This window comes from Endobacterium panacihumi, from assembly GCF_050847465.1.
GTDB lineage: Bacteria > Pseudomonadota > Alphaproteobacteria > Rhizobiales > Rhizobiaceae > Neorhizobium > Neorhizobium panacihumi.
In genome coordinates this window covers 1-21202 of sequence record NZ_JBOZRA010000008.1, presented here as the reverse complement: position 1 = coordinate 21202, position 21202 = coordinate 1, and the positions used below count along the sequence as shown (strand labels likewise).

The window sequence follows — 21202 nt, the reverse complement described above, 5'->3', positions numbered from 1 at the left end:
TTGCACGCCTGCCCGAAGGCCGAGCTTTAGGAGAAAGACATCGTGGCGACAACAGTAGAATCGATCCAGAGCCGGTTGACCTCGGTTGAACCGATCGAACTGTCGCTGGTGGTACCGATCTTCAATGAAGAGGAAAGCGTCGGTCCGCTGATTGCCCGCGTGCGAGAGGCGATGGTGCACTATCCGGCGACATGGGAACTCATCCTCGTCGATGACGGCTCCACGGATGCGACGCTTGCGAACGCGCGACTCTCCGTCGGCGAACCCGGCCTCGACCTGAAGATCGTCGCCCTGCAGCGCAATTTCGGCCAGACCGCCGCCATGCAGGCCGGCATCCATCAGGCCGAGGGCCGGCTGATCGCCACGCTCGACGGCGACCTGCAGAACGACCCGAAAGACATTCCGCAGATGGTGGCGGAACTGGAGCGTCGCGAACTCGACCTGCTGGTCGGCTGGCGCAAGAACCGCCAGGATGGCCTCGTTCTTCGCAAGATCCCGTCATGGATCGCCAACCGGCTGATCGGCCGCATCACCGGTGTGCGCCTGCACGACTACGGCTGTTCGTTGAAAATCTATCGGGGCTCGATCATCAAGCAGGTCCAGCTGATGGGCGAAATGCACCGCTTCATTCCGGCCTGGGTCGCCGGCGTGGTGCCCAGCTCGCGAATCGGCGAAATGCCGGTCACGCATCACGCGCGCGAACACGGCGCTTCGAAATACGGAATTTCGCGCACTTTCCGGGTCATCCTCGACCTGCTGTCAGTGATGTTCTTCATGCGCTTCAAGGCGCGGCCGGGGCACTTTTTCGGTTCGCTCGGGCTTGGACTCGGCGCAATCTCCGCACTCATCCTCGTCTATCTCGGCTTCGACAAGTTCATCCTCGGAAACGATATCGGCACGCGCCCGCTGTTTCTCATCGGCGTCATGCTGTTCCTGTCATCCGTGCAGATGATCACCACCGGCATCCTCGCCGAGATGATGGCGCGCGTTTATTATCGCGACGACAGCACGCTCAGCTATATCGTCAGGGAAGTTTATGGCAGCGACCAGCGCAACGCATAAAACCGCGTCCTTCCTCGAAAGACCACAGACCATCCTGTGGCTGATCCTCTGTTATTTCGCGCTCTGCGTGATCCTGCGCCTCATGCGCTCGGATGCCCTGCAGCCGGATGAAGCCGAACAGATCTTTCAGTCGCAATATCTGCTGATGGGATATGGCCGCCAGCCGCCTTTCTACAACTGGATTCAGATCGGCGTTTTTGAACTTCTCGGCCCGTCCATTCTCGGCCTGTCGCTGCTTAAAAACCTGCTGCTCGCCCTCACTTGCATCATTTTCGGCCTTGCCGCCCGCGTGGTGGTGAAGGATCGCGACATGGCAACGGTTGCCATGCTCGGCGTCCTCACCATGCCCGCGATCATCGTGATGGTGCAGCGTGACCTGACCCATGCCGTCGCGCTTTTCTGCTTCGTCGCACTGTTCCTGCTGACCTTTTTCCGCACGCTGACGCGGCCGAGCCTGTTTGCCTATCTGGCGACCGGCGTGGTCGTTGGCCTCGGTATCATCACCAAATACAATTTCGTCATTTTGCCGGCGGCCGCCGTCATCGCGGCGCTGGCCGATCCGGACCTGCGCAAACGCGTGCTCGACTGGCGTCTCGTTCCGGCTTTGGCGCTTGCCGGACTGATCTGTCTTCCGCACATGATCTGGGTACTCCACAATTTCGAAACGGCCACATCCGGCACGATCGCCGCCATGCGTGAAGACGGCAACGGCAATGCCCTGTTCGACCGCGTCGAGGGCCTGCTGTCGATCATCACTTCTGCGCTGCAGGGCACGGTGCCGACGCTGATCTTTTTCGCCATCGCCTTTCCAGGCCAGATCAGCCGCGCATGGCAGGCGGAAAACCGCTGGACCCGGCTGAGCGGCATCACCCTTCTGGTGTGTCTCGCCATCGTTGCGGTCATCGCGCTCGGCTTCGGCGCCAGCAGCATCCGCCAGAAATGGCTTGCCCCGTTCCTGATACTGTTCCCGCTTTATCTCTGTCTGAAACTCGATGCTGCCGGCATCAAGGCACAATCAGGTCTTAAGCGTCTGACGATCGCGGTACTGAGCGTCGCCGTGCTGTTCATTCTCTACCTGTTCGGCGCCAATGCGCTCGGACCACGCTTTGGCAAGCAAGGCAAGGAGACTGTGCCCTATTACGCCTTTGTCGAGCGCATCATGGCGGAAAACGGCAGCGATGCCCCGACAGCGATCTTCACCGAAAATACGGCTCTCGGCGGCGCCGCCCGTATCCTCGCACCACAGGCGCTGCTGCGCGTCACCGAGGACGAACCGTTCAGGAAAAATGCGCCCGTCCCGGCAGCGGGCAGCACATTGGTGATCTGGACAGAACAAGATCCCGATGCGGCCGCATACTCGCCACCCTTGAGCGTGCTGGACATGCTTCACGAAAGCGGCATGCGCACGGACGGCGCAGCCCCGAAGACGATTTCCGTGCCCTACCAGTTTTCCGGCGGCGCACAGACCATGAATTTCGGCTATATGTGGCTGCCGGCGCGGCCATGAGACCGGACCAGACGGGGATGCATCGATATCGGATAATCGGTGCGATACCGATGCTCTGCCGCCCTCGCCGCCCTCACACCATCCGTGCTTCGCGCAGATGGTCGAGGCCACCGCGCAGCTTTCCGATCATCTCGTCCACTTCGGCATGGCTGATGACCAGCGGTGGCGAGGCCAGCATGCGGTCGGATGTGGCGCGCATCACAAGCCCGTTTTCGAGGCAATGGTTTCGCACCAGAACACCGGCATCATCCGGCTTGGCGTAACGGGCACGAACGGTCTTGTCGGGCGAAAGCTGCAGCCCGCCCATCAGGCCCACCACCTGCGCCTCGCCCACCACCTCGTGATCCTCGAGACTTTTCCAGGCCTTTGCGAAATACGGGCCGATATCGTCGCGCACCCTGTCGACCAAACCCTCGTTTTCGAGAATGGCAAGATTGGCGAGCGCGGCAGACGCCGCCACCGGATGGCCGGAATAGGTGTAACCGTGATGGATTTCCTCCTGCGCCAGAACATCGGCCACACGGTCGCTGATCAGCACGCCGCCAATCGGCAGATAACCGGATGACAGCCCCTTGGCGATCGGCGCCATGTCCGGCTCCACGCCAAAATACTGGTGCCCGAACCATTCTCCCAGTCGCCCGAAACCGCAGATCACCTCGTCGACGATCAGCAAAATGTTGCGCGCCTTGCAGATGCGGGCGATTTCCGGCCAGTAGGTGGAAGGCGGCACGATGACGCCGCCGGCGCCCTGCACCGGCTCGGCGACGAAGGCCGCCACCTTGTCCTCGCCAAGCTCGTCGATCTTGGCCTCCAGCTCACGCGCCATCTTCAGCCCGAACGCGTCCGGGGAAAGATCACCGCCCTCGGCAAACCAGTAGGGCTGACCGATATGGTGGATGCCCTCGATTGGCAGGTTGCCCTGTTCGTGCATCAGCTTCATGCCGCCGAGCGAGGCACCGGCGACGGTCGAGCCGTGATAACCGTTGCGGCGCGCAATCACCTGCGTCTTTTCGGTTTTGCCCTGCGCCTTCCAATAAACGCGCGCCAACCGGAACCATGTATCGGTCGCCTCGGAGCCGGAATTGGTGAAGAACACCCGATTGATCTTTTCGCCCGCATGTTCGGTCACCTTCTGGGCGAGCAGCGTCGCCGGTTCGGTCGTGGTGCCGAAAAACGTGTTGTAATAGGGCAGTTCCTGCATCTGCCGGGAAACAGCCTCGGTGATTTCGGTACGGCCATACCCGACATTGACGCACCACAGGCCCGCAAACGCATCGAGATATTTTTTGCCCGCCCCGTCAAAAATGTAGACGCCTTCACCGCGCGCGATCAGTCTTGCGCCCTTTTCGTTCAGCTCCGTCATCCTGTTGAACGGATGCATGTGATGGGCGGCGTCGATGGCGGCGAGATTGGACAGTTTGGCGGTCACGGCGGGCTCCGGCTTCTGATTGTGCGCAAGAGTCTTAATTGCTACCAACGGGTCTTCGCAACAGTTGACTGACGGCTTTCGCATGGCTTCCGACACCCAAAATTCCCGCATCGAGATTCTCATCGTCGGCATGAACGGCGATCTGCGCGGAAAACGCATTCCAAGTGATGCAGCCGAAAAAGTCTGGGCAGGCGCCATCCGGTTGCCGACCTCGACGCAATCGCTGGACATCTGGGGCGACGACAATGACGACATCACGCAGCTGTCGCTGGCGCTGGGCGATCCAGACGGCACCTGCATTCCCGATCAACGCAGCCATGTCGCCATGCCATGGGCGCCGGAAGGATCGAGCCAGGTGCTCGCGACCATGCACGAACTTTCGGGCGAGCCGAGTTTCATGGACCCCCGCGCCATCCTTGCCTCGGTCGTTGCCAAATACGAAGCGCGTGGCCTGAAACCGGTCGTTGCCACCGAGCTGGAATTTTACATCGTCGAGGACAATTGGCGCGAGACCGGCAGACCGCAGCCACCAAAGAGCCTGCAATATCGCGATGAGCCGAACGGCTACCAGTTGTACGATATGCGTGCCACCGACGCGCTCGACGATTACCTGCAAACCGTGCGTTCGTGGCTCGACGCCATGAACCTGCCGGGTGATGCGACGACCGCCGAATTTGGCCCCGGCCAGTTCGAGATCAACCTGAAACATCGCGCCGATGCGCTGGCTGCCGCCGATGACTGCCTCTACCTGAAGCGCGTGGCCGAACAGGCCGCGAATAGGCACGGCCTGAAATCGACCTGCATGGCAAAACCGTACAGCGACCACGCCGGTTCCGGCCTGCACGTGCATGCCAGCATTTTGGACGCGCATGGCCAAAACATTCTGGATGCCAAGGGCGGCGACCCGACATTGCTGAAATCCATCACCGCCGGCATGCTTTCCACGATGCGTGATGCCCAGCTGATCTTTGCGCCCTTTGCCAATTCATACCGCCGTTTTCAGCCCGGTTCGTTCGCGCCGGTCGATATCGATTGGGGCATAGGCCATCGCGGCACGGCGATCCGCCTGCCCGAAACCGACGGACCGGGTGCGCGCATCGAACATCGCGTCGCCGGTGCCGATGCCAATCCGTATCTTCTTCTCGCAGCCATTCTGGGCGGCATGCTGCTGGGCCTCGACAACACGCTCGATCCCGGCCTGATGACCGAACCGGGCAAGAATGTGCCGCCGGGCACGAAAAAACTGACCCATGATTTTCTCACGGCCGTCGAGGATTTTTCTGCCTCGCCGTTCATCCGCGATGTGTTTGGGGAGCGGTATCAAAAACTTTACGGCGATACCAAGCGCAAGGAGGCGATCGCCTATCTCCGCACCGTCAGCGATTTCGATTACCGGACATATCTGCCGCGGATTTGAGAATTTTAGACATACGCATGAATGTATTGATGAAACGCATGGCCATCGCCGCCGTGATCATGGTGGTAGCCGTGATCGCGGCCGCGACAGTCATCAGCGTCGACGGACTGAACGACCGCACCGAACCCGCCGATGTCGCGATCGTGCTCGGCTCCAAGGTCATGCCCGACGGCACGCCCTCTCCCCGCCTCAAAGCCCGGCTTGATCGCAGCATCGAACTTTACCGGCATAAACACGTGGTCTTCGTGCTGGTCAGCGGCGGCACCGGCAAGGAAGGGTTTAGCGAAGGCCTTGTGATGCGCGATTACGCGGTGGCTCAAGGTGTGCCGCAGGATCGCGTCATCATGGACGAGTTCGGCAATACCACGCGCGCCACGGCGGAAAACGCCGCCCGGATGATGCAGGCGCGCGGCCTGACATCAGCCATCGCTGTCTCGCAATATTTTCACATCACCCGCACACGCATGGCTCTGAGCGATGCCGGCATAAGACCGACAGGATCGGCGCATGCACGGATTTACGAACTGCGCGACCTTTATTCGATCGCCCGCGAAATTCCTGGCATCATTACATATTGGCTAGGCAGTCGTTAGAACCCGTTCACGTCGGATTTACGCGATTTCGCATGTTGCTGAACACGGAGAAAATGAAATCCCCGCGTCGTCTGTCGGTTGAGGCGGAGACCAAAGTCATCGGGCAAATCTGCACAATTTGACCCTTGAGGTTCTTTAATTGCGGCAGGCCGTAAAAGGCGTTCTTTTTGTCCGAATAATCGATGAACCAGCGGCCGCCTAGGTGTTTGCGGAAAACCTCACCGACATATCTCGACATTCCATCGATCATTTTGGCTTCACCGGATTGCTTGATTGTTTCGACGTCGGGATAGATTTCCAAAACAAAGCTCTCGAGTATCTTGAGAGACTCGTCCGAAAAATCCAGCCGGGATGCCAGTTCCGCGGGAATCGAGCGCCGAAAATTCTCGATCGCATCATCCATATCCATCAGCCAGAATTCGAACTGATCTTGTTCTTCCGTCATCAGCAATGTCCACTCGGCCCGATTAACTTACAGGTCGGAAGGGTGGGGCTTCATCGCACCCAAGCGATCGCCACTCACGCCATCTCAGGCAAAAAACCCGTATCCACCCAATGCCGTTTCGGGTTTTTCGGGTCGATGCGCACGTTGATCTGTTTCTGGGTGACGTACTCCGTCGGGTCGAACCAGACATTATCGCTGGCGAAGACATGCACCTTGCGGGTTGCCGGGTCCTGCCACTGGCACATGATGCGCCAGGGATGGCTGCCATTGATTTCGACCGAGCCGTTGCGCTCGACGCCCTTGAAATCCGCCAGGATCAGCTGGCCGGTCATCTGCAGATTGCGTTTGCGGCGGCTCGACAACAGACCGTAAGCGATGATCCCGCCGCCGATCAGGAAGAAGACCGAACCGAGGCCGCCGGCAATCACGGCGCCGCCCCAGAGGCTGAAAAAGCCTTCGATCCGGGCCTCTTCCGGCCTGTCGGCCGGGTAAAGAACCTGCACGGTATCACCGCGCGAATAAGCCGGCGGGTTGCTGCTCCAGCCCGTGACAAAGGTCCGCTCCACCCCATCGGCGGCCGTAAAGCGTACGACCGGTTTGTAGGTCGTGGAATCGGAAGAGCGCGACCGCTCCAGATCGATCACCACACCCTCACCACGCGCCGCCGACGACACGAAACTGCTGGTCGTCAGATAGAACCAGAGTGCGGTGACAAGCGCGACGGCGCCAACCACCGTGAAACTGATCTTGATGAATTTCAAAACGAATCCTGGCGACATGGATGAGCATCTTTCAAAACAGGCAATTCACACAGCAATCCCGGCCGGCATTGCAGCCAGACCAGGTTATCGACAGCCGAAATGCGGAAAAAGCTCCCCGGCCGCCACCGACATAGCGCGGTGGGCAACAGGTTCAATTATCAGGGTATTCTTACCCGGACGCCGAAGCGTCCTGCCCTATTTCAACCCGAACAACAGCGCCGAGACGATCTGCCCATGCGCCCGCGTGTGGCATGCATCCGTCCGTGCCTCGCGCACCGCCAGCCGTTCGGCCGTTTCCGCAGGCGTTTCCAGAAGCTCGGCCAGCATGCGCTTGGCGCGCAGCTTTTCGGCGGATGCCATCGTGTCGATGGCGATCGCTCCGTCACCGAGATCGGTCTGCAGAACAAATTCCTGCGGCGGAAAATCCTCGCGGCATTCGGTGATAAAATCGATCAGCGCGATATGCGCCGCCTGGCCTTTCGGCATGCGCGGATTACGGCGTTTGAGATCGCGGATTTTAGAATCCAGGCGACGACAATAATCCGGGCGCGATGCAAAAACCGCGGCAATGCCCGCCTTGGCCTCCTCGCAACTGGCCGCAAAATCGGCAAGCTCGAAGACGAAATCGGGCTCGGCTGCCACCGCACCCGTCGAAAACATCGGATTATACGCGATACCCATAAATCTGGCCCGTTACATTCGGACAGGAAAAAGAGGCGCTCATGCCCCCTGCCTGATAAAAAGCCCCGAAGGGATATCCGAACGCTAGGCCTGTCGGCTTAAAGCGATCTTAAAGCCGACAACTATTTTTCATCTGGCGACAGGCGGCAGGGTGATCACGCCACCTGCGGCGCCACCAGAACCTTCAGTTCACCGGCATGGATTTTCAGATGCACGTCGCGCGGCATCGGCAGAAGTTCGCCATCGATCACACAGCGCACGTCATGCCGGCTTTTGGGAAAATGCAGTTCGATCGAGGTCGCGGTCATCGCCGTCACGGCCGGGTTTTCCTTCAGGCGTCCGCGCAAGATGTCGAGCAACAGTTTCATCGCGGTCGGCGGCGTCAGTGGTTCGGCAATGTAGAAGCCAAGCTTCCCGCCGGTCAGGTCGTCGGCATACATCAGCGCATCGCGGCCGAATTCATTGTTGGAGACGGAAATGGCGGAGACCTTGTGTCTCCCCTCGTCATCGCCGGTGCGGAACTCCACCTCGAAGACGGGCGGGTTAAAAACGACACCCAGGGCAGCCCGGGTGCTTGCCCTTATCTTGCCGAGCCGCGAGGCGAAATTCATGCTGTCGCGATAGCGCACCATGCGGGAATGCATGCCGGCGGAAAACTGGTGGACGAACGTATGCTCGTTGGCGCTGGCGATGTCGATATCGAGCACCTCGCCATTTGCCAGCACGTCGAGAACCTGAAAAATGTCGAGCGGCAGCTTCAGCGAACGGGCAAACAGGTTCATCGTACCGGCAGGCACCACACCGAGCACCAATCCATGACGCCAGGCAATCGCGGCGGCTGCGGAAATCGTGCCGTCGCCGCCACCGGCGATCAGCCCTTCGACGCCGTGTTCATCGGCCGCCTTCTCCATCGCCTCCACCACCTGCTTGCCGGCCACGACACGGCAATCGATCTGATGACCGGCATCGCGAAAAATCTTTTCCGCACGCTCGGCATAGGCCACCATGTCGGTGGTGCGAAATGTGCCGCCATCGCGGTTGAAGATTGCTACGAGATTCATCGGTCTCTTTCAGGTGGCTGGCGGAACTTTTCACCGGTGGCGGGCCGCCGCATCAACGCGGAAACAGGAAATTGGTTGCAAGGCATGCACTTAGCAAGATCCATACTGACAATTCGCTGACTTGCAAAAGCGCCACACTTTTGCGTGATCGCAAAAACTCGATTCGTTCTGCACTACCGCGACGCGAAATCCTATGTTAGCTTTGCGTCAAGATCATTTATTGATCTACACCTCCAGCGCGGGCAGGCCTCACGGCTTCGCCCGTTCTTTTTGCGCTTCGCAACCATCAAAATTATGACCGATATTTCCATGCATAAAACCGCATCTGTTCGCGGCGAGGCTTTGGCCTTGTCTCCGCTTGCCATCATTCTCATCGAAATTGCCCTTGCCGTGGGAGGGTTCGGCATCGGTACCGGTGAGTTTGTCATCATGGGTCTGCTGCCCGACGTGGCGGAAACCTACGGCGTCAGCATTCCGATGTCCGGCCATGTCATCAGCGCCTATGCGCTCGGCGTCGTCGTCGGCGCACCTATTATCGCCGTGCTCGCGGCGAAGATGACACGGCGTGTCTTGCTTCTGTCGTTGATGAGCGTTTTTGCCATCGGCAACATTTTGAGCGCCATGGCACCGGATTTCTATACATTTACTGTCCTGCGTTTCATCACCGGCCTGCCGCATGGCGCCTATTTCGGCGTGGCCGCACTGGTGGCCGCCTCCATGGTACCGCCGAACAAACGCGCGCGTGCCGTCGGCCGCGTCATGCTGGGCCTCACCATCGCGACGCTGGTCGGCACACCGATCGCCAACCTGCTTGGCCAGTGGCTGAACTGGCGCGCCGCCTTTTATCTGGTCGGCGGCATCGGCGCCTTGACCGTTGCGCTCCTCTGGTATTTCCAGCCACGCGATCAGGTGGCGGAAGGCGCCAGCATCAAGCGCGAACTTTCGGCCTTTGCCCGTGGCCAAGTATGGCTGACGCTCGGCATCGCCGCCGTCGGCTTCGGAGGCATGTTTTCGGTGTTCAGCTACATTGCCCACACGACCACGCAAACCGCCGGCATGCCGGTCGCCATGGTCTCGGTCGTGCTCGCTCTGTTCGGCATCGGCATGAATGTCGGCAATATCGTCGGCTCGCGGCTGGCGGATGTCTCGCTCACCGGCACGATCGGCGGCACGATGATTTTCAACGTCGTCGTCATGACGGTGTTCGGGTTCGCCGCGCAATATCCGGCCGTGCTGTGCCTCTGCGTTTTCCTGATCGGCTGCGGTTTTGCCGCAGGCCCTGCCCTGCAGACACGGCTGATGGATGTCGCCGCCGATGCGCAGACGCTGGCTGCCGCCTCCAACCACTCCGCCTTCAACATCGCCAACGCGCTCGGCGCATGGCTCGGTGGTCTGGTGATCGCCATGGGCTGGGGTTTTGCCGCCACCGGTTATGTCGGTGCTTTCCTGTCGGTCTGCGGTTTTCTGGTTTTCCTCGCCTCCATGGCGCTGGAAAAGAAAACGGCAGCTACAGCCTGAGATGAAAAGCCGCGTCCGGCGGAACCGATAGGTCTGCCGGATGCCTTGCTTGCCTGCCACCCACGCGCCATCTTCTCTGCAAACAGATCGTGGAGAAACATATGCGCGCCGTCGGCTTCAACCAGAATCAGCCCATCACATCGGACACCGCCCTTCTCGACATCGACCTGCCGATGCCGGAAGCCACAGGTCGCGACCTGCTGGTCGAGATCAGGGCGATTTCCGTCAATCCGGTCGACACCAAGACGCGCAAGAATGCCGTGGTCGAGCCCGGCCAGTACAAGGTTCTGGGTTATGATGCAGCCGGTGTGGTGAAGGCGGTCGGTCCGGGGGTCAAACTGTTCCAGCCCGGCGACGAGGTCTATTATGCCGGTGCGATCAACCGGCAGGGCACCAATGCCGAATATCATCTGGTCGATGAACGCATCGTCGGCGCAAAGCCGAAAACGCTGAGTTTCGAGGAAGCCGCCGCTCTGCCGCTGACGGCCATCACCGCCTACGAGGCGCTGTTCCACCGCATGAAGGTGCAGGACAAGGTGGCCGGCGCCTGGAATGCCGTGCTTCTGACCGGCGGCGCCGGTGGGGTCGGCTCGATCGCCATCCAGCTTCTGCGCGAACTGTCGGATGTCACCGTCATCGCCACCGCCTCACGGCCGGAAACGCAGGCCTGGGTGCGCGAGCTCGGTGCGCATCACGTCATCGACCATTCGAAACCGCTCGCCCCCCAGATTGCCGAAATGGCGATCGGCCAGCCGGGTTTCGTGTTTTCGATCACCCAGACAGACAAACATCTGCCCGACATTCTGGAGCTGATCGCCCCGCAGGGCCATGTCACGCTGATCGACGATTCCGCCGAGGTGATCGACCTGCGCCCGTTCAAGCGCAAATGCCTGTCGGTGCATTGGGAAATGATGTTCGCCCGCCCGGTTTTCCAGACCGCCGACATGATCGAACAGCACAAGCTGCTCACCCAGGTTTCCGAACTGGTGGATGCCGGAAAAATCCGCACGACGCTGTCGGATGTGCTCGGGCCGATCAATGCGACGAACCTGAAAAAGGCGCACGCGCTGATCGAAAGCGGTGGCACGCGCGGGAAACTGGTTTTGTCGGGCTTCTGACCGAAGCACGCGATATAGGTGCATCGTTCAAAATTGCACTTTATCAGAATGCGCGCAAAAGGTAATATTCCCCGTCACTGTCTGAGGGGGAATATCATGGCAACGACACAAACCAACAATTTCGGCAATCCGATCGATGCGCTGACCGGCGCGACGTGGTTCGGTTATCTGGCACGCACGCTGCTCACCTTTGCCTTCTGGGGCAGCGGGCTTGCCAAGCTGATCGATTTTCCCGCCGGCGTGGCGGAGATGGCGCATTTCGGGCTGGAACCGGCAGTCGCCTTCAACATCGCCACCATCATCGTCCAGCTCGGCGGCTCTGCTCTGGTCATCCTCAACCGCTGGACATGGCTGGGTGCCGGCGCGCTCGGCGTGTTCACGGCACTGACCATCCCGCTCGTCCACCATTTCTGGACGATGCAGGAGCCGATGCGCACCATCGAATTCCATTTCGTGGCAGAGCACATCACCGTCATCGGCGGGTTGATGGTGGTCGCCTGGAAATCGCGCTGACGCAAAAAAAGCCCGCCGGATGACCGGCGGGCTCTTGGGAAAATCAGATCGGGGAAAATCAGGCCACGGCCTGAATGACGACGACGCGCGCGCCGGTCTGGACGCGGTTGTAGAGGTCGATGACGTCGTGGTTCATCATGCGGATACAGCCGCTCGACATGGCATGGCCGATCGACGACGGCTGGTTGGTGCCGTGGATGCGGAAATGTGTGTCGTTGCCGCCGCGGTAGAGATAGATGGCGCGCGCACCGAGCGGGTTGTTGGGGCCACCCGGCATGCCGCCGGCGAGCTTGCGATAACGCTCCTCGCGGCGCTGCATGTTGGCGGTCGGCGTCCAGGACGGCCATTCGGCCTTGCGGCCCACATAGGCGCTGCCGGCCAAAGCCAGACCGGCTTTGCCGACACCCACGCCGTAGCGCATGGCGCGACCACCACCGAGAATGAAATAGGCGCGGCGGGCCGGCGTATCGACAACGATCGTGCCGGGCGCATAGGTCGTTGCATAGGCGACTTCCTGACGGCGCAGATCCGGATCGATCTTGTCAATCGGCACCTGCTTCATCGGGAACTGCTCGTTGGGCAGCGCGGCATAGTTGGTCTGGTGATTGACTGTCGTGGCACTGCATCCGGCGAGGAACAACGGCAGGCCGAACATCAGGCCGCGGCGGGAAATCGACATGAATTGTGTCCTTGGTGAGTCGAGAAGATGGCCAAGGATTAGGAATTCATGGTTAATGAACCGATAAGGAAAACTACCCTGTCAGTGGTTTGTTAAGGTGTGGGGCGAACAAAAGCCTGTTGGGCGCTGCAGCGGTTCGAAAGGCTCATTGAAACGCTTGAAGGGCAGCTTCTCGATCTCGACAGGGAAAGCCGGACCGTCTTTCAGCTTCTCCAGGCAGGCGACGCGATCGGCACGGACATCGGGGTAGATATGCAGCAACCAGTCGTGGATGGCGGCAATCTCCTCCTCCGGACGCTCGCCGCGATCCCAGCGACGGCAGGCGAGAGCAAACAACATGTCCACCTCGTTGGCGAAATAACCCAGCGCATTGCGGCGTTGCTTGCGCTTTTTGGCCATCACGGCAAAGCCCTCCTCATCGAGACGGGCCGCCAGCGACGGTTTGCTGTAAAAGTCGACAAATTTTCTGGTGCTTGCCCAATGGCCCATGATCGTATCTAGCCGCTCGGCCAACAGCTTGGCCGGCTGCCCGAGACCCCAGTTCCAGCCGAGGCCGGTAAAGCCGTCATCGGCCTTCAGCTTGGCCGGCGGGATAAATGTGCCAAGGCTTTCACGGAAATGCATGGTGCGGTCGTCGGCGGCAAAGCTGCGGCCCTGCCAGCGCTGGATCATGCCTGAACGCACACCGATGCGCGGATAGAGGATCCGCGCCACCTCGTGATGTTCCATCAGCAGATAAAAACGCAGGCCGTCGGGATCGGCGGGCGGATCGCCGATTTCGAAGATGAAGATTTCGTCGCCCCAATGGCTCTGCTGGCCGAGATAGCGGAAATCGCCTCTCGCCGAGACCATTTCGGGAATCTGCGCCAGAACGGCGGCGCGCTTTTTTGCCTTCTCGTGCTCCTTCTCGAAGCCCGTGACAATCGCCTCGACACTGGCCTTGTGATCCAGCAGAAAACGCAGAATGCTGCGCCGATCGCCGACTTTCGGATCGACCTTGTTGTAGCTGCGGTTCATCTCGCTCCATCGCGGCAGCTCGATATATCCATCCCAGAAACCGGACGCCCTCTGACGGATGGCCGCCTCACGAATGGCGATCGCTTCCGGCGTCTGCCGGAATGCGATAAAACTTCGCGGCACCATGCCTTCGTCCAATTCCAGTTCGCGAAGGGTGCGCACCAGCACGGCCAGCCAGTGGTGCACCATCTGCCGGTTCCCGGCCGCGTCGGCCAATCCCATAATCGCTGCAACGATGACGAGGAGCGGGCGTCCGGTTTCATTGCCCTCCCCCCGATAATCGATTGTCGCCAGTTCGGCTTCGACCCTGCCCAGCGTATCGGACGTATCGAACATCGCCTGGAACGCGAACAGATCGGCAATCAATGCGCGCTTGTCCCCGTCCGGCATAGGCCCCTGCAGAACCAGTCTGACACTTTCCTCGACGAGATCCTCGATACGATGGTCGGACATGCGTGGCCTTTCTGATCGTCGGGTTGGTGCGGACAGCCCTCAGGCTTCGGCCGGTTCGCGGTTCCGGGCAAATAGGGGGAAGGTCTTGGCGAGGCCCAAAATGGTCAGCGTGATCGCGAGGATGCCCGTTCCGCCGACGGACATGAAACCCCAGTTCCAGGCCATGAGCTCCGGCAGGGTCAACACTGCGATCTGCACCAGCGCGATGGCGATGCCGATCAATGCGACGGGGGCATCAGGGCGGATCACGCTTCTGTTGTGTCGGATATAGGCGCAGACCAGGAACGGGATGAAGAGCGCCGACAGGACTATTTGAATTGCGTTAGAGTAACCAAGGTTCAACTCGGCGATGAAGATCCAGAGACCGGTCAACTCCCAGCCGATCGGGTCGCTCAGCGCGGGCAAAATGTTGAACATGGCAAACACAAGCACACTTTTCGCCAACGGCGCCAGCAGCGTCGCCAGAAACACGGGCCAAATCAGAATTTCGAGCGGCACGCCAATAGAGGCATTCCTGGTTTCAACGCTCGGGATGCAGGCGGACCGCCAGAGCGCCGCGATGACGATCACAGCAACAATAAAAACCACATGGGCTCCGCAAAAGATCAGCCAGTGGTTCGCAGCCGCCGCTCCCGTCCGGAACAAATCAAACTGCCAGCCGATCTGCTCCGGAATGCCTGCAAGCAGCGGCACCGACCACAACAGCCAGAACGCATTGCGAAACCCGGGCATACGGATCTGGAAACACAGGATCACCGTCAGCGCCATCATGCCGACAAAGGTGATTGTCGTCAGCCACAGGAAACGGTCGCCATCAGCCGCAACCAGACGCCCGTTCCTCAAGCCATCGGCGATATTCTGGGCATCCAGAACGGTCATGACGATGGCGATCAGCCCGACCGCAATCGTCTCCACTGCTCCGACCGGCTGTCCCGGCCGCGGCCTCCCCGTCACCAGACGAAAGATCTCGACCAGCACCAGAGCCGTGAGCAGCGGCATCACCCAGATTGCGAAAATCGAAAAACGTCCCATACCGCCGCTGGTTGTCTGATCGGCGACAGCCGCCATATCGAGACCCGGCAACGGAATATTCGAGGCAAGGGTCAGCACCAATCCCACAAGGGCCGCCGTTATCACCCGCCATCTGTCCATTTCGCATCCTTCATCGACAAGACCGTCCCGTCCGTCGGACTTATCTCTGCCGGCATCCGCCAAATTCAATGAAGGGAAAAATACCGACAACCTCAGCCGCGATAGACGAATTCGGTCTCGTCGCTTGCGGCATCCCGTCCGGCCTGCTCCGCCAGTGCCGCATGATGCGGCGAGAACACGCAGACCGGATCGGTCGCGGCCGCATCACCTGCCAGCGCCATCGCCTGACAGCGACAGCCGCCATGGTCGATATGTTTGCGCGCACAGCTGCGGCAGGGTTCCTGCATCCAGTCATCGCCGCGATAGGCGTTGAAGGCCGAACTGTCGTACCAGATCTGCGACAGCGACGCGTCGCGCACCGTCTGGAATTTTAGCGAAGGAATGCTTTCCGCCGCATGGCAAGGCAAAACCCGGCCGGAGGGCGTCACGTTGAGGCCACTCGAACCCCACCCGCCCATGCAGGCCTTCGGATAACGCGCATGGTGGTCGGCGGCGACATAATCGATGACGAGCACGCCTTCCAGCCGTTTGCGCGCCTCCTCCACCAGCGCCGTTGTCCGCTCCACCTGCTCGCGGGTCGGCATCAGCGCCGCGCGGTTTTTCTCCGCCCAGCCATGAAACTGCACGGTCGCCACCTCGATGCGGCGCGCGCCGAGCTGGACCGCCAGATCGAGCATGTCGCCGATCTCATCCATGTTCTGCTTATGGCAGACGGCGTTGACGGTGAGCGGAATGCCGGTGGCCGCCACCCAGCCCGCCACCGCCATCTTGCGGGCATAACCGCCGCGATAATTGCCGACACGATCGGCCATGACCTCGGTCGAGCCCTGGATCGACAATTGTACATGATCGAGCCCGGCTTCGGCCAGTTCGTTCATGCGCTTTTCGGTGAGCCCGATGCCCGATGTAATGAGATTGGTGTAAAGCCCGAGGTCTGCCGCAGCCTTCGTCAGTTCGGTGAGGTCGCGCCGCGCCGCCGGTTCGCCGCCGGAAAGATGCAGGTGCAGAATACCGAGTTCGGCCGCCTGCCGGAACGTCTCGATCCATTCCTGCGTCGACAGTTCGTCTGCGCCCTTCGTCAGTTCCAGCGGGTTGGAACAGTAAGGACAACCGAGTGGACAGCGATGCGTCAGCTCCGCCAGCATGGCGATGGGCGGCGATGGGCGCACGCGCGTCTCCGGTGCTTTCACAGCTATGTTCATCGCGAAATCTCCAGCATGCGGCGATTGGAGAACTCGCGGATGAAGGCGATCATATCGACCAGAATCTCGTCCTTCGGCGCGCCAAAAAGGTCGGAAAACTCGGCGGCGATGATGTCGAGCGTCTTGACGCCATCCAGTGCCTTGACGATGGCGACGGCAATCTCGTCCAGCGCCAGCGCCCGTTCAGGTGCGAGCAACACGGTCTGGCCCCGCACCGGATCTTCACGCAGTTTGACGCCACGGGCGAGTTTTGCGATCGTGCCGCCGTCGATGACGATCGCGTTTGCCGAACCCGGCTCATCCGCCCCGTTGGCATTCCGGCCAGAATCGATTGCGCTGTCTTCGCTCATTCGCCTGCCCTCAATCTTTGCGGTTCGGCATCGAGATCGCCGGTCACGCCCTCGCGTCCGTTCCAGCCGCCGGGCGGAAGCAGTGCCGGGCTGACATAGGCGTGTGAAAGCGCATCCAGCTGCGACCACAGGACATCGGTCTTGAAGGTCAGCGCCGCCGCCGCCGCATCCTGCTTTTCCAGCGTGTCGGCATGGTCGAGCACATATTTCAGCCCGAACTCGACATCTTTTGGCGCTTCGTTGAGACGCTGGCGGAAATAGGCCAGCGCCCGGTCATCGGCAAAGGTGTAATGTTCCAGAAGCCCGGCAATGCGGTTGGCATGAATGGCCGGTGCGAACAGTTCGGTCAGCGACGAGGCCACCGCATCCAGCATCGGCATGTCCCGTACGAAACGCACATAGGCATCGACAGCAAAGCGCGTGCCCGCCAGCACGCCACGCGTGGAAGCGACATAATCGGGATCGAGGCCGACGGCCTCGGCAAGCTTCAGCCAGCGGCGAATGCCACCACCGTCGTCCACACCGCCATCGTGATCCTCGATACGGCTGCGCCAGGCGCGGCGCAGGTCCGGGCTTTCGCAGCGCGACATGAAGGCGGCATCCTTCAATGGGATGCGGCTCTGGTAATAATAGCGGTTGATCACCCAGGCGCGCACCTGAACCATGCTCGCACCGCCGCCATGCAGCAGGTGATGGAACGGGTGCTTGTCATGGTAACGGGCCTCGCCGATGGCGCGCAGGCGGGCCTCGAAACTGGTTCTATCGGCGGCGTTCTGCAAGGCTGATCTCCATCTCGTCATGGCCCACTTCAAAGCCTTTCGCTTCCAGTGCGGCCCGTTCCGGTCCGGCGCGCCAGATCGGATTGGTGTTGTTGATATGCACAAAAACTCGTCGCCGGATCGACAGCGCCGACAACGCCTCCAGGCTGCCGCCCTCGCCGCTGATCGGCACATGACCCATGCGCCGGCCGGTCTTGATGCCGACGCCCAGCCGGATCATCTCGTCGTCATGCCAGACCGTGCCGTCGAACAGCAGCAGGTCGGCGCCGTCGATGCGTTGAGCCAGCGCCGCCGTCACGTCCCCGCAACCGGGAATGTAATAGGCGCGCAACGCGCCGACGCGAAATTCCACGCCGATTGTCTGCTCGCCTTCGGTGCCCAGTTGCGGCTCGCCCTTTTCCAGATAGAGCGGCACTTTTCCGGGCACGGCGAACAATCTGGTTTCCAACTGCGGCAACGGGAAAAACGGCGCATCGAGCGCGATCTTCCGCTGGGTTACGCAGGCCGGATCGAGCACGTTGAAAATCGGGTTGTCCGACAGCGTCTGCAACAGCGCCGAGGTGGCGTAGAGCGAAAATTCCTGCTTTTCCCGCAATGTCAGCAGGCCGGCAACGTGATCGATATCACCATTGGTCGGCAGCACGGCGGCGATCGGACTGCCGCGCAGACCGGCCGGCCAAAGCGCCGGGTTCCGCTCCAGTTGCGCGCGGATATCCGGCGAAGCGTTCAGAACCAGCCAGGACTGGCCATCGACGCTGACGGCAAGCGACGACTGTGTCTGCGGTGTCAGTTTGCCCTGACGTGCCGCCGCGCAGTTGGGACACCCACAGTTCCACTGCGGCAACCCTCCTCCCGCGGCAGCACCGAGAACGAGGAATCGCAGAGATGCCTTTTCCCCGCTCAAACCTGCGTCCTGCAATTAGAACAGGACCGGTTCTTCGCCATCCGGCTGCGCATAGCGGTTGATTTCCATGCCGCAGGTGACTTCCTTAAATTTAGGAGCATGCCACTTCATGATGTCTACCTCTTCTGATGATCCGAAAGGGCAACGCCATCGGACGGTTTTTGATACACCTGAGTGTTGCCGGTGTTGGAAACAACGCTCGAAAACGCCGCTTCCGGAACGCTGATTTCGTCGTGCAGTATCATCGATAGTTAAGGCTGGAAGTTTGAAAATGAAGCGCGCGGGTGATGAAATTAAAGTGAAGCTTCTCCGCTTCACCGGCCGGAACGGCAGGGCAACAACCCAGGGACGCAGCCCAAGACGCTGCGGGACGGGATGTTAACAGGGACCAAAGACATCCTCCCAGTGTCTCCGTCCGTTCAACACGCGACGACCACAGATTGCACCCGAACACAGCAAGAGTAAAGACGTCTCCCACTCACATTCGCAAGGGTGGCACGGACATGCCTGCGCCACGGACCGCGGCGATTACCGATGCCCGTGGCGCGAGAACTGTGTGCCGTTTCAGTCGCGAAAATCTGTCGAAACGGAAACCTTCCGCCACGCAGCCAGAATGGCGGCATCGGAGACATGCTTTTCCTCGATCGCCCGCACCGTATCGCTGCCAAGCGGCAGGCGCACCGGCGGGTTTTGCGCATCGGCGAAGTCGATCAGCACGTCGGCAAGCTTTTGCGGGTCACCCGGCTGGTTATGGCTGACCTTGGCCGCCAGCCGGCGCATGGCACCTGCGGTCTCGTCGTAATCGGCAATGATGCCGTCGCTGACCGAAAGCGATGCCGCATCGAGGAAATCGGTGCGGAAATAACCGGGCTCGACAGCGGTGACATGGATGCCGAGCGGCGCGAGTTCGGCGCTCAGCGATTCCGTCAGGCCTTCGACGGCGAATTTTGCCGAGGAATAGACACCGAAACCGGGACCGGCGCGATACCCACCGATCGAGGACAGGTTGAGGATGCGGCCCGAGCGCTGGCGACGCATGTAAGGCAGCACGGCGCGGGTGACGGAGAGAAGGCCAAACACGTTGGTGCGGTAGATCGCCTCCACTTCCGATGCCGTGGCTTCCTCGACAGCGCCAAGAAGTCCGAAACCGGCATTGTTGAGAAGCACGTCGATGCGACCAAAACGTTCGACCGCTACCTTGGCGGCGGTGATCGCCTGCGCCTCGTCGGTGACATCCAGCGCCACCGCCAGCAGGTTGGCATGATCGCCGAAACGGTCGATAACCGTTTGCGGATTGCGGGCCGTTGCGACGACATTGTCGCCCTTGGCAAGAGCCCGTTCGGTGATGAGAGCGCCAAAGCCGCGCGAGGCGCCGGTGATGAACCAGGTTTTCATGACGATGTCCCTTTCGAAGGATGGTTGTTGCGTTTGCAGGGACAGAATTAGGCCTTTTCTATTAGGGCGATTAGCGGCATAGTTTTCGTGATAATCATGAACTTGGCTCAGCAATGCGCGCAACCGATCTTTCCGAACTGGCGGCCTTCGAAGCCGTTGCCCGTCACCGCAGCTTTCGCAAGGCAAGCGAGGAGCGCGGAGTAACCGCCTCGGCCATCAGCCATGCGGTCAGCAATCTGGAGGCGCGGGTTGGTATCCGGCTTCTCAACCGCACCACCCGCAGCGTCTCGCTCACCGATGCCGGCGCCATGCTGCTTGCCCAGCTTTCGCCGGCCTTCGGCGAAATCGGCTCCGCGCTCGATGCGCTGAACCAGTATCGCGACACGCCGTTCGGCAAGGTGCGCATCAACGCCCCCAGTTCCATCGCGCCCTTCGTGCTCGGGCCGGTCATGGCAAGGCTGATTCGCGAAAACCCCAACCTGCAGCTGGAAATCGTCGCCACCGACCGGCTGGAGGATATCGTCGAGGGCGGTTTTGATGCCGGCATCCGGCTGGGGGAAAGCCTGCGCGACGGCATGACAGCGGTCAGGATCAATCCGCGCCTGCGTTTTGCGGTGGTCGGTTCGCCGGACTATTTCGAAAGGCACTCACTGCCGCAAACGCCCTCAGGCTTGAAGGACCATATCTGCATCCGCAATGTCTATCCGAGCGGCACGCCTTATGCGTGGTCGTTCGGCCGCGATACGGAAACCGTCGATTTCGAGCCAACCGGGCCGCTAACCCTGCATGACCATGAGCTGATGATCGAGGCCGCTTTGGCCGGTATCGCGCTCGCCTATGTCTGGGAAAACCGCGCCGAACCATTTTTGCGTGATGGCAGACTGGTTCGCTGCCTTGAACCATGGTGTCCGCCGGAAGACTGGCTCTATCTCTATTATCCGACCCGCAAATACATGTCGGCGGGCTTACGCGCCGTGATCGACGCCATGCGCGTGTGATGAAGAAGGCGGCCCGGATGCCGGACCGCCTCACCCGCATTACATGTTCTGATACACCGGGCCTTCCGCACCCTGCGGCGGCACCCAGTTGATGTTCTGGTTGGGGTCCTTGATGTCGCAGGTCTTGCAATGAACACAGTTCTGCGCGTTGATGACGTAGACCGGGCT

At 60.6% G+C, this 21202-nt stretch carries 23 protein-coding genes; 8 read left to right on the top strand and 15 right to left on the bottom strand.

Annotated elements, in window-relative coordinates; genetic code table 11:
- Positions 1-42 precede the first annotated feature (42 nt).
- Together ACRQ1B_RS24920 and ACRQ1B_RS24915 are read left to right on the top strand one after the other, a co-directional pair.
- Positions 43-1062, top strand: coding sequence for a glycosyltransferase family 2 protein (locus ACRQ1B_RS24920; RefSeq protein ID WP_432296827.1), 1020 nt, complete (start codon positions 43-45; stop codon positions 1060-1062).
- Positions 1037-2569 (top strand): ArnT family glycosyltransferase, encoded by a 1533-nt coding sequence (locus ACRQ1B_RS24915; protein ID WP_432296826.1) that lies wholly within the window; start codon positions 1037-1039, stop codon positions 2567-2569. The genes ACRQ1B_RS24920 and ACRQ1B_RS24915 overlap by 26 nt, the downstream gene beginning before the upstream one ends.
- Before the next feature lie 73 nt (positions 2570-2642).
- On the opposite strand, the gene ACRQ1B_RS24910 is transcribed toward ACRQ1B_RS24915, so the two are convergent.
- Positions 2643-3998, bottom strand: coding sequence for an aspartate aminotransferase family protein (locus ACRQ1B_RS24910; RefSeq protein ID WP_432296825.1), 1356 nt, complete (start codon positions 3996-3998; stop codon positions 2643-2645).
- A gap of 82 nt (positions 3999-4080) precedes the next feature.
- On the opposite strand from ACRQ1B_RS24910, the gene ACRQ1B_RS24905 reads away from it, so the two are divergent.
- Entirely contained in the window at positions 4081-5415 is a 1335-nt protein-coding gene (locus ACRQ1B_RS24905) for a glutamine synthetase family protein (protein ID WP_432296824.1), read from the top strand.
- A 17-nt stretch (positions 5416-5432) separates the two neighbouring features.
- Positions 5433-6008, top strand: a complete 576-nt coding sequence (locus ACRQ1B_RS24900) for a YdcF family protein (protein WP_432296823.1) — start codon at positions 5433-5435, stop codon at positions 6006-6008.
- Between the two features lie 7 nt (positions 6009-6015).
- Here the strand turns inward: ACRQ1B_RS24900 and ACRQ1B_RS24895 are convergent, their stop codons facing one another.
- From ACRQ1B_RS24895 to ACRQ1B_RS24880, 4 genes are all read right to left on the bottom strand, one after another.
- Positions 6016-6453 carry a hypothetical protein gene (locus ACRQ1B_RS24895; RefSeq protein WP_432296822.1) on the bottom strand — a complete coding sequence of 146 codons (438 nt, stop codon included), beginning with the start codon at positions 6451-6453 and terminating at the stop codon, positions 6016-6018.
- Positions 6454-6527: 74 nt separating this feature from the next.
- Entirely contained in the window at positions 6528-7232 is a 705-nt protein-coding gene (locus tag ACRQ1B_RS24890) for a DUF3592 domain-containing protein (RefSeq protein WP_432296821.1), read from the bottom strand.
- A 177-nt stretch (positions 7233-7409) separates the two neighbouring features.
- The gene (locus ACRQ1B_RS24885) at positions 7410-7895 is read right to left on the bottom strand and encodes a hypothetical protein (RefSeq protein ID WP_432296820.1); all 486 of its coding nucleotides are present in this window, start codon (positions 7893-7895) and stop codon (positions 7410-7412) included.
- Between the two features lie 155 nt (positions 7896-8050).
- Positions 8051-8956, bottom strand: coding sequence for a diacylglycerol/lipid kinase family protein (locus ACRQ1B_RS24880; protein ID WP_432296819.1), 906 nt, complete (start codon positions 8954-8956; stop codon positions 8051-8053).
- Between the two features lie 309 nt (positions 8957-9265).
- Here ACRQ1B_RS24880 and ACRQ1B_RS24875 point away from each other — a divergent pair, with 309 nt between their 5' ends.
- The 3 genes from ACRQ1B_RS24875 to ACRQ1B_RS24865 all read left to right on the top strand — a co-directional run bounded on the left by ACRQ1B_RS24875 (position 9266) and on the right by ACRQ1B_RS24865 (position 12105).
- Positions 9266-10474, top strand: a complete 1209-nt coding sequence (locus tag ACRQ1B_RS24875; RefSeq protein ID WP_432296818.1) for an MFS transporter — start codon at positions 9266-9268, stop codon at positions 10472-10474.
- Between the two features lie 101 nt (positions 10475-10575).
- Entirely contained in the window at positions 10576-11592 is a 1017-nt protein-coding gene (locus ACRQ1B_RS24870) for a zinc-binding alcohol dehydrogenase family protein (RefSeq protein ID WP_432296817.1), read from the top strand.
- A gap of 96 nt (positions 11593-11688) precedes the next feature.
- Positions 11689-12105: a DoxX family protein gene (locus ACRQ1B_RS24865; protein ID WP_432296816.1), complete on the top strand. Its 417-nt coding sequence runs from the start codon at positions 11689-11691 to the stop codon at positions 12103-12105.
- A 58-nt stretch (positions 12106-12163) separates the two neighbouring features.
- Here ACRQ1B_RS24865 and ACRQ1B_RS24860 read toward each other — a convergent pair whose 3' ends face one another.
- The 9 genes from ACRQ1B_RS24860 to ACRQ1B_RS24820 all read right to left on the bottom strand — a co-directional run bounded on the left by ACRQ1B_RS24860 (position 12164) and on the right by ACRQ1B_RS24820 (position 20036).
- The gene (locus ACRQ1B_RS24860; RefSeq protein ID WP_432296815.1) at positions 12164-12784 is read right to left on the bottom strand and encodes a L,D-transpeptidase; all 621 of its coding nucleotides are present in this window, start codon (positions 12782-12784) and stop codon (positions 12164-12166) included.
- Between the two features lie 81 nt (positions 12785-12865).
- Positions 12866-14254 (bottom strand): hypothetical protein, encoded by a 1389-nt coding sequence (locus ACRQ1B_RS24855; protein ID WP_432296814.1) that lies wholly within the window; start codon positions 14252-14254, stop codon positions 12866-12868.
- Between the two features lie 39 nt (positions 14255-14293).
- A complete protein-coding gene (locus ACRQ1B_RS24850) occupies positions 14294-15322 on the bottom strand; it encodes a hypothetical protein (RefSeq protein WP_432296813.1) in 1029 nt (342 codons plus the stop codon).
- Positions 15323-15498: 176 nt separating this feature from the next.
- A complete protein-coding gene (pqqE, locus tag ACRQ1B_RS24845; RefSeq protein WP_432296812.1) occupies positions 15499-16608 on the bottom strand; it encodes a pyrroloquinoline quinone biosynthesis protein PqqE in 1110 nt (369 codons plus the stop codon).
- Positions 16605-16958, bottom strand: a complete 354-nt coding sequence (pqqD, locus tag ACRQ1B_RS24840; protein WP_432296811.1) for a pyrroloquinoline quinone biosynthesis peptide chaperone PqqD — start codon at positions 16956-16958, stop codon at positions 16605-16607. Before pqqD ends, pqqE begins: the two co-directional genes overlap by 4 nt.
- Complete coding sequence (pqqC, locus tag ACRQ1B_RS24835; RefSeq protein ID WP_432296810.1) at positions 16955-17737, bottom strand: pyrroloquinoline-quinone synthase PqqC; 783 nt, start codon at positions 17735-17737, stop codon at positions 16955-16957. Before pqqC ends, pqqD begins: the two co-directional genes overlap by 4 nt.
- Positions 17718-18641 carry a pyrroloquinoline quinone biosynthesis protein PqqB gene (pqqB, locus tag ACRQ1B_RS24830; RefSeq protein WP_432296809.1) on the bottom strand — a complete coding sequence of 308 codons (924 nt, stop codon included), beginning with the start codon at positions 18639-18641 and terminating at the stop codon, positions 17718-17720. The genes pqqC and pqqB overlap by 20 nt, the downstream gene beginning before the upstream one ends.
- Before the next feature lie 15 nt (positions 18642-18656).
- Complete coding sequence (pqqA, locus tag ACRQ1B_RS24825; RefSeq protein ID WP_132272978.1) at positions 18657-18752, bottom strand: pyrroloquinoline quinone precursor peptide PqqA; 96 nt, start codon at positions 18750-18752, stop codon at positions 18657-18659.
- A gap of 453 nt (positions 18753-19205) precedes the next feature.
- Positions 19206-20036 carry an oxidoreductase gene (locus ACRQ1B_RS24820; protein WP_432296808.1) on the bottom strand — a complete coding sequence of 277 codons (831 nt, stop codon included), beginning with the start codon at positions 20034-20036 and terminating at the stop codon, positions 19206-19208.
- 113 nt (positions 20037-20149) lie between these two features.
- Between ACRQ1B_RS24820 and ACRQ1B_RS24815 the strand changes: the two genes are divergently transcribed.
- On the top strand, positions 20150-21034 hold the full coding sequence (locus ACRQ1B_RS24815) for a LysR family transcriptional regulator (protein ID WP_432296807.1): 885 nt from the start codon (positions 20150-20152) through the stop codon (positions 21032-21034).
- Between the two features lie 39 nt (positions 21035-21073).
- Here ACRQ1B_RS24815 and ACRQ1B_RS24810 read toward each other — a convergent pair.
- On the bottom strand, positions 21074-21202 hold a 129-nt coding region (locus tag ACRQ1B_RS24810), incomplete at its 5' end, for a 4Fe-4S dicluster domain-containing protein (protein ID WP_432295780.1).